Origin of the sequence: Vibrio sp. 10N.286.52.F8 (genome assembly GCF_041468745.1) — a bacterium.
GTDB classification, from domain to species: domain Bacteria; phylum Pseudomonadota; class Gammaproteobacteria; order Enterobacterales; family Vibrionaceae; genus Vibrio; species Vibrio crassostreae_C.
In genome coordinates this window covers 1-14,967 of record NZ_JBFRJF010000028.1, presented here as the reverse complement: position 1 = coordinate 14,967, position 14,967 = coordinate 1, and the positions used below count along the sequence as shown (strand labels likewise).

At 43.9% G+C, this 14,967-nt stretch carries 13 protein-coding genes and 1 riboswitch; of the genes, 9 read left to right on the top strand and 4 right to left on the bottom strand.

The genetic code is table 11. The features are described 5' to 3' along the window. Window positions 1-41 precede the first annotated feature (41 nt). Window positions 42-2,465, bottom strand: coding sequence for a glycerol-3-phosphate 1-O-acyltransferase PlsB (gene plsB / locus AB4133_RS14420; RefSeq protein WP_372224852.1), 2,424 nt, complete (start codon window positions 2,463-2,465; stop codon window positions 42-44). Window positions 2,466-2,685: 220 nt separating this feature from the next. Here plsB and AB4133_RS14415 point away from each other — a divergent pair, with 220 nt between their 5' ends. The 4 genes from AB4133_RS14415 to dinF all read left to right on the top strand — a co-directional run bounded on the left by AB4133_RS14415 (window position 2,686) and on the right by dinF (window position 6,212). Continuing rightward, a complete protein-coding gene (locus tag AB4133_RS14415) occupies window positions 2,686-3,048 on the top strand; it encodes a diacylglycerol kinase (protein WP_017061045.1) in 363 nt (120 codons plus the stop codon). 94 nt (window positions 3,049-3,142) lie between these two features. Further along, a complete protein-coding gene (gene lexA, locus AB4133_RS14410; protein WP_019820514.1) occupies window positions 3,143-3,763 on the top strand; it encodes a transcriptional repressor LexA in 621 nt (206 codons plus the stop codon). 97 nt (window positions 3,764-3,860) lie between these two features. After that, window positions 3,861-4,739 (top strand): class I SAM-dependent methyltransferase, encoded by an 879-nt coding sequence (locus AB4133_RS14405; protein ID WP_136977766.1) that lies wholly within the window; start codon window positions 3,861-3,863, stop codon window positions 4,737-4,739. Between the two features lie 117 nt (window positions 4,740-4,856). Further along, a complete protein-coding gene (gene dinF, locus AB4133_RS14400; protein WP_017067882.1) occupies window positions 4,857-6,212 on the top strand; it encodes an MATE family efflux transporter DinF in 1,356 nt (451 codons plus the stop codon). Between the two features lie 183 nt (window positions 6,213-6,395). On the opposite strand, the gene sthA is transcribed toward dinF, so the two are convergent. Further along, window positions 6,396-7,796 (bottom strand): Si-specific NAD(P)(+) transhydrogenase, encoded by a 1,401-nt coding sequence (gene sthA, locus AB4133_RS14395; RefSeq protein WP_017061048.1) that lies wholly within the window; start codon window positions 7,794-7,796, stop codon window positions 6,396-6,398. 327 nt (window positions 7,797-8,123) lie between these two features. On the opposite strand from sthA, the gene fabR reads away from it, so the two are divergent. Beyond that, on the top strand, window positions 8,124-8,765 hold the full coding sequence (gene fabR / locus AB4133_RS14390) for an HTH-type transcriptional repressor FabR (RefSeq protein ID WP_010438693.1): 642 nt from the start codon (window positions 8,124-8,126) through the stop codon (window positions 8,763-8,765). Beyond that, complete coding sequence (locus tag AB4133_RS14385; protein ID WP_017061049.1) at window positions 8,765-9,136, top strand: YijD family membrane protein; 372 nt, start codon at window positions 8,765-8,767, stop codon at window positions 9,134-9,136. Before fabR ends, AB4133_RS14385 begins: the two co-directional genes overlap by 1 nt. Window positions 9,137-9,216: 80 nt before the next feature. On the opposite strand, the gene trmA is transcribed toward AB4133_RS14385, so the two are convergent. Further along, window positions 9,217-10,326, bottom strand: coding sequence for a tRNA (uridine(54)-C5)-methyltransferase TrmA (trmA, locus tag AB4133_RS14380; protein ID WP_372098468.1), 1,110 nt, complete (start codon window positions 10,324-10,326; stop codon window positions 9,217-9,219). A gap of 154 nt (window positions 10,327-10,480) precedes the next feature. Continuing rightward, window positions 10,481-10,685, top strand: a riboswitch (cobalamin riboswitch). Window positions 10,686-10,724: 39 nt separating this feature from the next. Here trmA and btuB point away from each other — a divergent pair. Genes btuB through murI form a run of 3 tightly spaced genes read left to right on the top strand, consistent with a single transcriptional unit; the run spans window position 10,725 to window position 14,123 of the window. Beyond that, complete coding sequence (gene btuB, locus AB4133_RS14375; protein WP_017070283.1) at window positions 10,725-12,542, top strand: TonB-dependent vitamin B12 receptor; 1,818 nt, start codon at window positions 10,725-10,727, stop codon at window positions 12,540-12,542. Between the two features lie 48 nt (window positions 12,543-12,590). Beyond that, window positions 12,591-13,256, top strand: a complete 666-nt coding sequence (locus tag AB4133_RS14370) for an ATPase (protein WP_017061052.1) — start codon at window positions 12,591-12,593, stop codon at window positions 13,254-13,256. Between the two features lie 60 nt (window positions 13,257-13,316). After that, window positions 13,317-14,123 (top strand): glutamate racemase, encoded by an 807-nt coding sequence (gene murI / locus AB4133_RS14365; protein ID WP_017061053.1) that lies wholly within the window; start codon window positions 13,317-13,319, stop codon window positions 14,121-14,123. Here the strand turns inward: murI and AB4133_RS14360 are convergent. Then, window positions 14,086-14,538, bottom strand: a complete 453-nt coding sequence (locus AB4133_RS14360; RefSeq protein WP_017061054.1) for an RNA-binding protein — start codon at window positions 14,536-14,538, stop codon at window positions 14,086-14,088. The genes murI and AB4133_RS14360 overlap by 38 nt on opposite strands. Window positions 14,539-14,967: the final 429 nt, after the last annotated feature.

Genomic DNA, 14,967 nt, shown 5'->3' with positions numbered 1-14,967 from the left:
TCGCGTTTGGCCTCGCTATTCAAGAGACACCAAGCTGATGATTACTCCGCTTGGTGGATACTCTCTTGAATCGTCAAACGTACTTCAGGGTAAAGCATTGAGTAGAGAAGCTTAGCGAATTGCTCAGTCTTGTCTAAATCACAGTTACCATCGTTATCCAGATATTGCTGTTGTTTCAGAGTTGCGAACATCGACGCAAACACGCCTTTATCGAAGAACTCTGGTGCATTGATGCCTTGCAGACGACCAAGTCGCTGTGCAATGTCTTGGCTCTTCTGTTCAAGATCGGATTTATCCAGATCAGGGTTCTCTGCTAACAGGTTCAAAGCAATAGAGTAGCGTTGTAGCGTTTCTGAAATCGTACGACCTAACAGCATCAGTGCTTGGCTGTTTGATTGGTTGATGGTGACTTCATTATCAGAAACCACAAGCATACCTTGGTTAACCAGCTCTTCAATGATGTTAGAAACCACGCCTTCAAGCTTGTCTTCGTCGTAGCTTAGGAACAGCTCTTTCTTCAAGAACGGGTAGATAGCAGCAACGTTCTCTTGGATCGCGTCAATTGATAAACCGCGTTGACGAATAGTCATCTGTGCAATTAACGATGGCAGAGCAAACAAGTGAATGATGTTGTTTCGGTAGTAGGTCATCAGAATTGACTGGTGACGGTCTAGCGAAATGATGTCGCCCATTGAGTCTGATTCAATCAAGAACTTGTTCAGTGATTCAGCATGTTTTACTAAATCTTCAGCGCTGTCTTTTGGCACAGTGAACGTTGCCGAATATGGAACATTCTTAAGCAGAGACAGGTAGCAATTGATCTGAGAAACCAAAGAGTCACGAGACAATGCGCGCTGTCTTGAGGCCAATAGCGCGGTTGCACAAAGGGTCAATGCGTTGGTCGCCGCGGCATCGTTAATGTGCGTCATCATTTTGGTCGCCAGGTCATTAACCACTGGATTCATCCATTGTGGTTTACTGGTGCCCATTGGGTCGATGTCTTTGGTCCACTCAGGTGAGTGTTCATTCAGGTATTGGTTCAGTTGAATCGGCTCACCGAAGTTCACGTAGCCTTTACCAAAGTTACGTAGCTTACGAATGGTACGAATCACTAAGCTCGCGTTTTCTTTCTCTTTACGCTTGCCACGAAGTTCTTTCGCGTAAGTCGCCACTTCCATCACGTGTTCATAACCAATGTACACAGGGACCAAAGTAACAGGACGGTTCATACCACGTAGCATTGCCTGAATGGTCATCGCTAGCATGCCCGTTTTTGCCTGCAATAGACGACCTGTACGAGAACGACCACCTTCACTGAAGTACTCTACTGAGTAACCTTTAGCGAACAATTCCGCTAGGTATTCACGGAAAATCGTCGAGTACAGCTTGTTGCCTTTGAAGCTACGACGAATAAAGAATGCACCACCATGACGGAAAATAGGACCGGCAGGGAAGAAGTTGAGGTTGATACCCGCCGCGATATGCGGAGGCACCATGCCTTCGTGGTAAAGCACATAAGAAAGCAACAAGTAATCCATGTGGCTACGGTGACAAGGCACATAAACAATCTCGTGACCATCTTGAGCCAATTTACGAACCGTTGAAGCGTTGCTGATATGCAGGCCTTGGTAAAGCTTATTCCACAACCAACCCAGAATCTTCTCACCACGCTTGATCAGCGAGTAAGAGAAGTTTGCAGCAATCTCGTCCATGATGTCTTGGGCTTCTTTGCTCGCTTTCTCGATCGAGATGTTCTTTGCTTGTGCTTCGTCTTCAATTGCTTTCTTGATCGCTTCTGATTTGAGTAGGCGATCAAACAGCGCTTGGCGGCTTGGAAGGTTAGGGCCTGATGCAGCAAGTTTTTGGCGAGAGAAGTGGATACGCGCTACACGCGCCAGTTTGTGCGCGATGGTGCTGTCGGTACCGTGTGAGTTTGCCATGTAGCGAAGAGATACCACAGGACTAAAGCGAACTAGACAGTCACGACCTGCGAGCAATACCGCTTTTGATTTTTCTAAGCCATTCATTGCTTGTAGGTAAGGTTTCTGGTTAGTCTCTTTACCTGGTTTGCGCCCCCACAAAACGGTAGCAGGGATAACTTGAACATCGAGTTCAGAGTCGTCGGCGTGCAGTGAAAGCAATTCAGAGAACACTTCAATTGAAGAGCTTGGTACATAATCATCGTCTTGCAGCAGAGTTTTGCGAGAAGAGATGAAAACGTAGCGTTGCAGTGATTTGCCGTTGATTTCAAGCTTGCTCAACGGATCAGGTAGGCCTAATTCAAGTGCATGTTTTTGCAATGTAAGAATGTCGACACTTGAGCGAAACGGTAAGGCGTATACAATCGGTTTGCTCAAATCAATGTTCAAATCCTCAACAGGGTTTGAAGGAATTGATGTGCCCTTTACCAATACGGATAAAGGTAGCTTCATTAATGAACGTGAAAAAGATTGTCCAGAAGACATATAGGTTCACTGCCTCAATAGTTATTTCAATGTGCTGAAGCGTATCTCTATTTCTCTGATAAAAAGGATAAATCCTATGAGTGAAATAGGGATAAGCCTAGGCGTAAATTTAATCGATGCAAGAATACCAGAAACTGGTCTAACCTTTTAATGGAAATAGTCATATTGCCGTTAAGTTTGTGGAAAATCATTCATCGACTGATTGAGTATAGGGTTAAAAATGACCAAAAAATCAAACACCGGATTCAAACGCATCATCAAAGCAGCAGGCTTTTCATGGCAAGGCATTACGAGTTCGTTTAAAAATGAGGCTGCATTTCGACAGGAAGTGTTCATGGCGGTCGTGCTTATTCCGTTGGCATTTTACCTAGATGTAAGCCAAGTTGAACGAATCTTAATGATCTCATCGGTGGTATTGGTGATGGTTGTCGAGCTAATCAATACCGCGATTGAAGCGGTTGTCGACCGAATCGGCAGTGAACATCATGAGCTTTCTGGGATGGCTAAAGATGTCGGTTCGGCAGCAGTTTTCATCTGTTTGGCACTCGCAGGTTATGTGTGGCTAGAGATCCTGTTTTTGTAATTTGCTAAAAATGAACTAAAAACAACCAATTGCTTTGCTTTTGTTCAGTTACTGGATATACTCACAGTCAACTGTATAAAAAGACAGGTGAATCATGAAGCCGTTAACGCCCCGCCAGCAACAAGTCTTTGACCTTATCAAAGGTAAGATCGAAGATTCCGGTATGCCACCGACACGTGCAGAAATCGCGCGTGAACTAGGCTTCCGTTCTGCTAATGCTGCAGAAGAACATTTGAAAGCTCTTGCTCGTAAAGAAGCGATTGAGATTATCCCGGGTGCGTCTCGCGGTATTCGTATTTTGCTTGAAGATGCAGCAAACGAAGAGCAAGGTTTACCATTAATCGGTCAGGTTGCCGCTGGTGAGCCTATCTTGGCTCAAGAGCATGTAGAAATGCATTACCAAGTTGATCCAGGCATGTTTAAACCACAAGCTGACTTCTTACTTCGTGTAAATGGCGAAAGTATGAAAGACATCGGTATTATGGATGGTGATTTATTAGCTGTTCATAAAACACAAGATGTACGCGATGGTCAGGTTGTAGTGGCTCGTGTCGATGATGATGTAACGGTAAAACGCCTAGAACGTAAAGGTTCAACGGTTCTGTTACATGCTGAAAATGAAGAGTTTTCTCCAATCCATGTCGATCTAGAATCTCAACACTTGTCTATTGAAGGGCTTGCGGTTGGTATTATTCGCAACACCGACTGGATGTAGTCAGTACAAATAGCTTATTGATATTTATTCTCAATAACTTGTCATTGTAATTGATATTCATTATCATCTTCTTTGTCGAGATACAAGGAAGATGATGATGCCAAACCCAACCAAACCTCAAATGAAGCCGCTTACTCGTAAGCCGCGCTCCTCTGTTCAAAAGGCTTCTTCTGAACAAGGGTCTGTACATCAAGAATTCCAAGTTCCGACCAACCTCGTTCAACATCTTTGGTTTCGTAGTCGTGAAAGCCTAGCCGATGATGGTCTCGTTTATGACCCCATCGCAGCTCAAGCCTGCAAGCGTTGCCAGCTCGCACCTGAATGTCTTACTGGCGAGCTAGACCAACAACAACTTCTCTACGCAACACTGACTCAACTTTGTGACTCTCAAGTTCAGCAATTTCTATCTCACAACCCAGATGCTTGGATCATCAATGTTGGAGCAGGGCTCGATACCCGCTTCTACCGTTTAGATAATGGACGCTGCCATTGGGTTGAGCTGGATGTCACGGAAAACCTTGTGTGGCGCCAACGTCTGTTCCACAAAAATGAACGCTATCGTTTGGAGTGTGGTTCTGTCGATGACCTGACTTGGTTGGATGAACTCAATATTCCAGAACAAGCCTCGGTGATGGTGGTGTGTGAACATGCTCTGCTGGATTGCAATGAACAGCAGACGGCGAACTTCATTCAGTCTTTGAGTCGCTACTTTACTCATGCACATGCGTGTTTAGTCTTAGCTGGAGATAAAAGCTCAAGTACGTTGGGGCAAAAACTTGGTTCAGGAAAGTATGCGCATGGCCTATCTTCTCCAATAGACAGTGTTCTCAATTGGTTGCCATGGGCACAATGGGTAAAAGCGTTTTCTCCCCTAGACCAACAATGCAATCGTTGGAAATTGTGGCAGCGGCTTCTTTGTAAGATCTCTCAGGTCAAAAAGCGTTTAACGCCGCAGTTAGTGCTCGTTAAGTGGTAACCCTAGTGGTTCTGTATTTCGAGTAACTGAGTACATAGCCGGTATAAGTAAAATTCCACAACATAGTGAAAGCCCACCCACTAGGTTAAACTATCGCCTCTAATCTAAGAGGTGATCGTGAAGCTATTTAATCCCCAAACTATTTTTCAAACGCTATCCAATCAGGCGATGCACAAAAAAGTGCTGCTGCTCGCGATCCCGATGGTTCTCTCTAATATTACTGTTCCACTGCTGGGCTTAGTCGATGCGGCGGTTATCGGTCACCTCGAGCACTCTTGGTATTTAGGTGGTGTGGCGCTGGGCGGCACAATGATCAGCGTGACCTTTTGGTTGCTTGGTTTCCTGCGCATGTCGACAACAGGGCTAGCCGCACAATCTTATGGTGCGAATGATGGCAAGCAACTTGGTTTAGTCTTTGTGCAAGGCGTGACCATGGCCTTAGGGTTTGCTGGTGTCTTTTTGCTTTTACACAGTCTAGTCGCCGATTTAGTTTTCTCATTGAGTAGCGCCAGTGATCAAGTTAAGCACTATGGTCAGCAATATTTCTCAATCCGCGCTTGGAGTGCGCCTGCTGCGCTAACTAACTTTGTGATTCTAGGTTGGTTACTCGGGACTCAAAATGCCAAAGCGCCCATGTGGATGGTCATCATCACCAATATCACCAATATCGTTTTGGATATCGTTTTTGTTATCGGCTTAGGATGGCAAGTGGAAGGTGCAGCATTGGCATCTGTAATGGCTGATTATGCCGGTCTAACATTTGGCTTGATTTGTGTTTACCGAATCTGGGCGAAGAAGCAGTTACCATCGCCATGGGATCTGCTTAAGAAAACCAGCCAAGGTTTGAGTCGTTTCGTGAAATTGAATCGCGATATCTTTCTTCGTTCATTGTATCTACAAGCGACTTTCACTTTCATGACTTTCCAAGGTGCAAGCTTTGGCGATGATGTTGTTGCGGCCAATGCAGTGTTGATGAGTTTCTTGATGATCATCTCTTATGGGATGGATGGCTTTGCCTACGCAATGGAAGCGATGGTCGGTAAGGCGATAGGCGCGAAAGACAAAGATGAACTGAACCAGTCATTGATTGGTACTTTTTTCTGGAGCTTTAATATTTGTTTGGTACTGACCATAGCGTTCGCACTCGCTGGCTCGAGTTTGATTAATATGATCACTACCATTCCTGACGTGAAGAACCAAGCCGAGGTGTATTTACCGTGGTTAGTCGCAATGCCATTGGTGTCTATGTGGTGCTTCTTGTTGGATGGTATTTTTGTTGGAGCAACCAAGGGCAAGGATATGCGCAATAGTATGTTTGTTGCGACCTGTAGTTTCTTCGCGATTTTCTATTTAGCATCAGGTTTAGAGAACCATGCACTGTGGTTAGCGATGCTGAGCTTTATGGCAATGCGCGGAATTGGTCTTGGTGTGTTGTTTGTTTCTCAGTGGAAGAAAGGGGAGTTTCTCGCTTAGCTCTGAGGGCTCTGTTTGTGGAGAGTAAATGAGGCTGTACAGGTAAAGGGGTATTTAGAACATCATGATCTAATTACTATCAATGCCTTAATATTCAGTGTTTTAAATAAAAACAGCAAGCGCGTGGCTTGCTGTTTATGTATTTGGCCTATGGGTGGTCAAATACTCCTATTGGTTCTTTATCTAGAATAAACGGTTAAGCCCGTTGAGTGCTGCAACACGATAAGCTTCCGCCATCGTTGGATAGTTAAAGGTTGTATTCACAAAGTACTCGATGGTATTTGCTTCACCTTTCTGTTCCATGATCGCTTGTCCGATATGGATGATTTCAGCGGCACGCTCACCAAACACGTGGATACCTAAAATCTCTTTGGTTTCGCGATGGAACAGAATCTTCAAGCTACCAATGTCTTTACCCGCAATTTGAGCACGAGCTAGGTGTTTGAATGAAGAACGTCCTACTTCATACGGTACTTTAGCTGCGGTAAGTTCTTGCTCGGTTTTACCAACAGAACTGATCTCCGGGATGGTGTAGATGCCGGTTGGAATGTCTTCGATAAGGTGGCGTTCAGCTTCACCTTTCACAATTGCTTGAGCCACAAATCGACCTTGGTCATAAGCCGCGCTTGCTAGGCTAGGGTAGCCAATCACATCACCGACAGCGTAAACATGGTCAACATTGGTTTGGTAATTGGTATTTACTGAGACTTGCCCACGCGAGTCCGCTTCTAAGCCAACAGCACCAAGGTTCAGTTTATCGGTATTACCCGTTCGGCCATTGGCATACAGTAGGCAATCAGCGCGCATCTTTTTACCTGACTCTAGGTGAATGATCACGCCATCATCAGTGCCTTCAATTTTCTCAAAGGTTTCATCGTTGCGAATCACGACACCGCTGTTCCAGAAGTGATAAGAAAGTGCATCTGAGGTTTCATTGTCTAGGAATGACAACAGACGGTCACGAGTATTGATAAGATCGGTTTTTACACCCAAACCGCGGAAAATCGACGCGTATTCACAACCAATAACGCCAGCACCATAGATGATGATGTGTTGCGGGTCGTGTTTAAGAGAAAGAATCGAGTCACTGTCGTAGATACGTTCATGCAGGAAGTCGACGTTATCTGGTTGGTAAGGGCGAGAGCCTGTCGCGATAACAAATTTGTCTGCACTGTAATGTTCTTCAGTGCCATCGCTTTGCATTACCGAGACAGTGTTGGTATCGATAAAACGTGCAGTACCAAAGACCAACGTGCACTGGTTGCGGTCGTAGAAGCCTTGGCGTAATCGAGTCTGCTTGTCGATAACCGATTTGGCATGCCCCAAAATGTTAGAAAACGTTGAGTGTATGCTTTTGTTGTTCTGACAAAACAGCGGATTACTGTTGAATTCGATAATACGACTTACGGCATGACGCAGTGCTTTTGAAGGAATTGTTCCCCAGTGAGTACAACCACCACCAACGCTGCTCTCTTTCTCAATGATTGCAACGTTCAACCCGGCTTTGGTTAATCCCATCGCTGCCCCTTCTCCTCCGGGGCCACTACCAATTACGATTACATCAAAGTGGTTGGAGTGCGGCATAGATATCTTCCTTGTTATATTTGATTAACATTGCTTTAGCGAGATTTTAACCGATTCTGTTCTCGGGTACATGAAAAGGGCATCAGAGAGTCGGTGGGATCACGCAGTGTTATCGAAAAAATAATATTTGGTATGTCGTATGTCTCCAAATGACAGCGTGGATATTGAAATTTTTTCTTCGAACGTATTTACTTCGGTACGTGAACAAAGAGGTATGTTTAGTGTCTTATATAACCAGAGTGCCTTATATAAATAAGTGATTCGCGTTATATTGAATAGAGTATTAGACATGCCTGTTTAGGCTGTAAAAGAAGAAATTGATAAAGTATGAAACCAATGGGCATTCGCGCACAGCAAAAAGAAAAAACTCGTCGCAGCTTAATCGATGCAGCATTTAGCCAACTCAGCGCCGATCGTAGTTTTTCCAATCTAAGCTTGAGAGAAGTCGCTCGTGAGGCTGGAATAGCACCGACTTCCTTTTATCGTCACTTCAAAGACATGGATGAGCTTGGCTTAACCATGGTTGATGAAGGTGGCTTACTGCTGCGCCAGTTAATGCGTCAAGCTAGGCAACGCATAGTAAAAGAAGGCAGTGTGATTCGTACATCGGTTGAAACCTTTATGGAATTCATTGAAAGCAGCCCTAACGTATTCAGACTGTTATTGCGAGAGCGCTCAGGAACTTCATTTGAGTTTCGTGCAGCGGTAGCTCGTGAGATACAGCACTTCTCTGCTGAGTTAACCGAATATTTGATAACGACTGGCATGACACGAGACGAAGCTTTTACTCAAGCTGAAGCCTCCGTTATCTTGGTCTTCAACTCAGGGGCAGAAGCATTAGATTTAGATCGACGTCAGCGAGATGAACTGGCTGAACGCTTGATCATGCAATTGCGAATGATGGCCAAAGGGGCTTTTTGGTATCGTAAAGAACGTGAACGTAACCGATTAAAAGGCGGGATTGAATAATGTCGAATGAAAATAATACTGTAAACCGTGGTTCAGAAAGAAAGACACTCGTACTTGCTGTTATTGCCGGTGTGTGTGGTGATGCTCTGTTATCTTGGGTAACAATGAGCGAAGTGGGCTTCTCTATTTTCCCACTGATTGCTTTAGTCTTGGCTGTACAAGCACTTTACCAAGAGTACCTAACTAACCCAGTATCTGAAGATATTCCACTAGTAGGTTTGGCTTGTTTCTTTGTAGGTGCATTTGGCCACTCGGCTTTTGTGAAGGCACAACACCCTGATGCTGGCTCAAACTTCTTTGCGATTATTGTCGCGATGTTGCTTCTTGCATGGGTAGGTAAGAAACTCGGCTTTATCGGCAAAACTGCTTAAGCTGATTTAGAAATTAAAAAAACGAGCCAATGGGCTCGTTTTTTTGTATCTGCTGTTTGGCTTAGACCTGAAAGCGATACTTACGCTTTACGCTCTAGGAATACGCCAGCTTCCATGTGGTGCGTGTAAGGGAACTGGTCAAACAGAGCAAAACGAGTGATGTCGTGCGTTTCGCTTAGGATGTCTAGGTTCTCTTTCAATGTTTCAGGGTTACAAGAGATGTACATGATACGCTCGTAGCCTTGAACCATCTTACAAGTATCAACATCCATACCTGAACGCGGTGGATCAACAAAGATAGTGTTGCAGTTGTAGCTCTTAAGATCGATGTTCGCTTGCTGTAGACGACGGAACTCACGCTTGCCTTCCATTGCTACAGTAAAATCTTCTGCAGACATACGGATGATCTGAACATTTTCAATGTTGTTCGCAGCGATGTTGTATTGCGCAGATTCTACTGACGGTTTCGCCAGTTCAGTTGCCAGTACACGCTCGAAGTTTTGTGCTAGCGCTAATGAGAAGTTACCGTTACCACAGTAAAGCTCAAGTAAGTCGCCTTTGCTGTCTTGAGTACAATCGACAGCCCATTCCAACATTTTCTCTGCCACTTTGCCGTTGGGTTGAGTAAAGCTGTTCTCTACTTGTTGGTAGATGTAGCTATCACCATTCACATCTAGCTTTTCAATTACGTAGTCGCGGTCCAGTACGATTTTCATCTTACGCGCACGGCCAATCAGGTTTAGGTTAAAACCTTCATCGTTTAATTGCTGCTTAAGTGCTTTAGCATCTTGAATCCACTGTTCACCTAATTGACGGTGGTAAAGCAATGACACCAAAATTTCGCCGCTTAACGTAGAAAGGAAGTCTACTTGGAATAGCTTGTGGCGCAGAGAGTGGTTGTCCTTCATTGCATCTGTTAATAGAGGCATTAGGTCGTTGATAAGACGGCTAGCTGCTGGGAACTGGTCTACGCGGTATTTTTCTTTAGTCTCTTGATTGAACATGACGTAATACATATCGTCACCTTCATGCCACACGCGGAACTCAGCACGCATGCGGTAGTGTTGTTCTGGAGATTCATACACTTCCAGCTCAGGCACATTATATTCTGAGAACATTTCAGTAAGACGCTCTGTCTTTTCTGCCAGTTGTTCTTGGTAGCGTTGCGGGTTTACATCTAAATTCGCCATGGTTATGCCTTTTGCTGTCGTGCTTTTAAATCAAGAGCGCAGATTTTATTCAATCACAGGCGCTTGTCCAGTGTTGAGCGCCATTCAATGTAAATCGACCATGAAAACTATAGCTTATAACTATCTTAGACTAGACAAATGATTCAGAGGTCAATACTATCTCCGGCAAGCTGGTGCCATTTAGATGTATAGATGGCTGAAGAGGGAATCTGGTGTGAATCCAGAACTGACGCGCAGCGGTAAAAGAGAACGAGTATTCATCTGACACTGCAAATAGCTTTTTGTGGGAAGTCGAATATCAGGTAACCATAAGGTTGTGCTCTTGAGTCCGAATACCTGCCAGCGGCTAAACCATGACATGTGGTTTGGTAGGAATTTACGCGATTTAGGATCACAACATGAACAAATCCCTTTTAGCGGTTGCTGTAGCATCGCTGCTTTCACCTATCTCCAATTTACACGCCCAACAAGCATCTGCCGACGAAACCATGGTGGTTACGGCTAACCGTTTTGAGCAAAGCACGGAAAGTGTTGTCGCTCAAGTTGAAGTAGTAACACGCCAAGATATCGATCGAATTCAAGCTAAGTCTCTAACAGATGTGTTTAGACGATTGACGGGTATTCAGGTTTCACAAAATGGAGGCCGAGGACAGCAAGCTTCGATCTTTGTTCGTGGTGCTAACTCTGATCAAGTGCTTGTTCTCATTGATGGTATTCGTTTTGCGCGAGCTGCAAAGGGTGGTGTCGATTTTAGCCAGTTACCAATTACATTCGTTGACCGAGTGGAATACGTTCGAGGAGCTCGTGCCGCTATGTATGGCTCAGAAGCTATCGGCGGTGTTATCAACATTATTACTGTTGCAAACTCTGACAATGAAAAAACGGCAGTTAGTGCAGGTTTAGGAAGCTTAGATTACCAAGAGCTGAGCTTTGTTAGTGGTACTAAGGTCGGTGAAAATGGTCACTTGAACGTATCTGTTGGTTACGATTCCGATGAGGGATACAACGTTCATCCATTACCAGGTGTTAATGATGGTGATCGCCATGGTTTTGAATCACGCAATGCTCTAATTGGTTATGTTCATAATTTTGATCAGCAATGGAGTGGCTTCGCGAATTTCCGTATGTTTGAAACCATTTCTCAGTACGATGGTTCATTTGGTACAGACCATTCTTACAAAGAAGCTGAAGTTCAAAATTCGACCTTTGCTACTGGTGTTAAATATAGTGGCAGTGAACTTAAGTCTGATTTCTTAGTTAACTATCAGAATCAAGATAACTGGAACTACGAACAGTCTTTAGGCAAGAACTCAGCGTCAGCAACATCTGATGAGCTTGAACAGCTAAATGTTCAATGGGTGAATTCATACAAACTAACGTCGTCACTGACTCTTAGTGGTGGTGTAGATTGGCGTGATGAGGCTTATATTGTTAAGCCTTCGAATACTGAATACGACAGAACGAATGTTGCGTACTTCGCTGCATTAAACGCAGATGCGGATAAAGTGTTCGGAGAACTGAGTCTTCGTGTTGATGACAATGAGCAGTTTGGTACAGAAACTACTTACAACACAGGGTTAGGCTATCGTTATGCTGAGTGGCTTGTTGTAAAAGCAGCTTATGGCACATCCTTCAAAGCACCTAACTTGTATCAACTATATAGCTACTACGGTAATGCACAGTTAGAAGCTGAAAAGGCAGATTCATTTGAACTGACTTTTGGTGGCTTAATCAAGGATGTTGATTGGTCGATTACTGGCTATGACACGAACGTCGAAGACTTAATTGATTACAACTACGCGACAAGTAAGTACTACAATACCGATGGCGAAAGCCAATTACGTGGTGTGGAAATGGTCGTTGGATTTGATACTAGCTTTATTAACCACCAAGTGAGCGCTAATTTCCAAGACCCAGAAGATCAATCTGGTGAGCAACTGATACGCCGAGCTAAGAAGATTTACAAGTATAATGCAGTGGCTAGTTTCGATGATGTTGATGTTTCATTAGGTTTCCAATATGTAGGTGAGAGACCGGACTTCTCTGAAGATCTCGCAGCGTATAGCTTGTTTGATGTTTCAGTGAACTACTATGCGAATGAAAACCTTACTTTAAATGGTCGAGTGGATAACTTAACTGACGAAGAGTACGAGACTGCTGGTGGATACCCATCACCAGAGCGTACATATTACGTGAATGCTACTTACCAATTCTAATTATCACCTAAACCGCCTTCGGGCGGTTTTTTCTTATTGGGTATATCAATGAAAAAGAAAGTCGTCATAAGTTGGTCGTCAGGCAAAGACTCTACATTAACCCTAGAACGTCTACTTGAAAGCACCGAGTATGAAGTTGTTGCTCTCTATACTACGTATGTTGGTGATGAGGTTCCTTTCCAAGTCACGTCAATCGAGGTTGTCGGAATGCAGGCAACATTGTTCGGCTTGCCATTAATAACGATTGAGCTGCCGGAAGTCTTCCCAAGTAACGAGATCTATCAAAGTACGATTGTTACGGCGCTTAAAGGATCGGGTTTATCTATTGATGCCGTGGCATTCGGCGATATGTTTTGCAATGGTATTGCTGACTACCGAAGAAGTTATATAGAACCTGCGGGCTGGGAGTGTGTATTTCCTCTACTGGGAGAGAGTAGCCAAACTCTGGCTCAAGAAATCATAAATAGAGGAATCGAAACCTTTCTCGTCACAGTTGATAGCGATGCATTAGACATGAGCTATTGCGGGAAAGAATACACGCCTGAACTAATAGACAGTTTGCCAAGTCACGTCGACCCATGTGGAGAAGATGGTGAGTTCCATACCTTAGTCACGTCAGCGCCATGCTTTAAAGGTAAGCTTAAGATAGAGCTAGAAAATGTAGAGCAGGGTGAGCGCTTTGGGCATCAACGCTACCGAGCTTGCATTATGTAGAGTGATGATTGGCGAAAACTAGGTGAAGGGGTATCATTGCTGCGGAACTTATTACAGGTAATGGTTGTGTCGGAAAGCATACAAAAAAACATATTGGTCTTTGATTCTGGAGTTGGCGGTCTGTCTGTATATAAAGAGATAAGCCAGTTACTACCCAATCACAACTATATCTATGTATTCGATAACGAGGCTTACCCTTATGGTGAGCTCGATCAGCAAGTCCTCATTCAGCGAGTCCAAAGTATCGTCGCCAGTTTTGTGGCGAGTCACGCTATTGATATCGTGGTGATAGCTTGTAATACGGCCAGTACGATAGTCCTGCCGACACTTCGCGCTAATAACCTTATCCCTATTGTCGGCGTAGTCCCGGCAATCAAACCTGCTTCGTTACTGGCTAATAAAGCGGTTGGCCTTATTGCGACTCCCGCGACGATTACTCGTGAATACACACACGAGCTCATCAAAAACTTCTCGAGTAATAAAAGAGTAGAGCTGTTGGGTTCTACTCGGCTGGTGGATATGGCCGAAGATAAACTCAGAGGCGAGGAGATTAGCCTTGAAGAGTTACAGCAAATCCTTCAGCCGATGATTAACACAATTGATGTGGCTGTATTAGGATGTACTCATTTCCCATTGATCAAATCAGAGATTCAACAAGTACTAGGTGAAAGTGTAGTGCTGATAGATTCTGGTAAAGCGATAGCTAAGCGGGTTCAAGATTTGTTGGGTTTGGAAAGCGTTAATAAAGAAGGGGGAGTACGTGAAGTTTTTTGTAGTGCACTTCCTAAAAAAGAAAGTGCACTAAATAGTATGTTAAAGCAGTTAGGGTTTAGCTCAGTTCAGATTCGTCCGCTTCAGGATGTTTAGGATCATTTGCAACACGTACTTTTAAAGTGCGTTGCATGTAATCTTTATCGTTAAGTGCAGAGATTGCATGATTCACATCATTACTTGCCATAACAACAAATCCAAAGCCTCTTCTTTTACCAGTACGTTTGTCTTTCATTAAACGTACTGCAAATACTTCACCATGCTCTGAGAATAATTCACGTACATGTGATTCGTTCGCTTTGTATGGAAGGTTACCCACATAAAGTGTTTTGGTTGAAGCCTTAGGTTCTGAATCTGATTTTGAGTCGGTGCTTGAAAAGTTAACAACAAAAGCGGAAGCCAAGACACCAAGGATAAAGGTAATTGCAGGCGATATATCTACCTGAGAGAAAACAATGCCGCCTAATACAGCCAGTGCGACAATTAACAACATCGATTTTTTTGAGTTCATATCGGAATACTACATATTAATAAACGAAATAGACGCATCTACCATTAACAAAATAGACACATGAATCTTACGTTCATGGCTTCCATTTTTCCAATGTATTGCTGTGATACGTCTCAAATGTTTAGTTTTTATTCGAAAAATGCGGATCTGGTGGCTTTTTAGGCGAACAAAACTTTTATTTCAAAAAGCCCTTGTGCTCCATCTCAATCTCTCTATAATGCCGCCTCACCGACACGGAGTGAGACGAAAGTCACACAGCGAAATCGGTAGAGAAAAAGAGTTTGAAAATAACCCTTGACTCTCAAAGTGGTGCAGGTATAGTACGCACCCCTAGCGACTGAGATGTGAATCACAAAACGCTAGCGCTCTTTAACAATTTAAACCTATCAATCTGTGTGGGCACTCGTTGATGAATATCAAAACGTTTTA

What these genes read in the sequence shown, in the direction of transcription:
- sthA (WP_017061048.1), bottom strand. Translation starts at nt 7,796, where the DNA reads ATGCCGCACTCCAACCACTTTGATGTAATCGTAATTGGTAGTGGCCCC.
- AB4133_RS14405 (WP_136977766.1), top strand. Translation starts at nt 3,861, where the DNA reads ATGCCAAACCCAACCAAACCTCAAATGAAGCCGCTTACTCGTAAGCCG.
- AB4133_RS14360 (WP_017061054.1), bottom strand. Translation starts at nt 14,538, where the DNA reads ATGAACTCAAAAAAATCGATGTTGTTAATTGTCGCACTGGCTGTATTA.
- lexA (WP_019820514.1), top strand. Translation starts at nt 3,143, where the DNA reads ATGAAGCCGTTAACGCCCCGCCAGCAACAAGTCTTTGACCTTATCAAA.
- trmA (WP_372098468.1), bottom strand. Translation starts at nt 10,326, where the DNA reads ATGGCGAATTTAGATGTAAACCCGCAACGCTACCAAGAACAACTGGCA.
- btuB (WP_017070283.1), top strand. Translation starts at nt 10,725, where the DNA reads ATGAACAAATCCCTTTTAGCGGTTGCTGTAGCATCGCTGCTTTCACCT.
- murI (WP_017061053.1), top strand. Translation starts at nt 13,317, where the DNA reads ATGGTTGTGTCGGAAAGCATACAAAAAAACATATTGGTCTTTGATTCT.
- fabR (WP_010438693.1), top strand. Translation starts at nt 8,124, where the DNA reads ATGAAACCAATGGGCATTCGCGCACAGCAAAAAGAAAAAACTCGTCGC.
- AB4133_RS14370 (WP_017061052.1), top strand. Translation starts at nt 12,591, where the DNA reads ATGAAAAAGAAAGTCGTCATAAGTTGGTCGTCAGGCAAAGACTCTACA.
- AB4133_RS14415 (WP_017061045.1), top strand. Translation starts at nt 2,686, where the DNA reads ATGACCAAAAAATCAAACACCGGATTCAAACGCATCATCAAAGCAGCA.
- plsB (WP_372224852.1), bottom strand. Translation starts at nt 2,465, where the DNA reads ATGTCTTCTGGACAATCTTTTTCACGTTCATTAATGAAGCTACCTTTA.
- AB4133_RS14385 (WP_017061049.1), top strand. Translation starts at nt 8,765, where the DNA reads ATGTCGAATGAAAATAATACTGTAAACCGTGGTTCAGAAAGAAAGACA.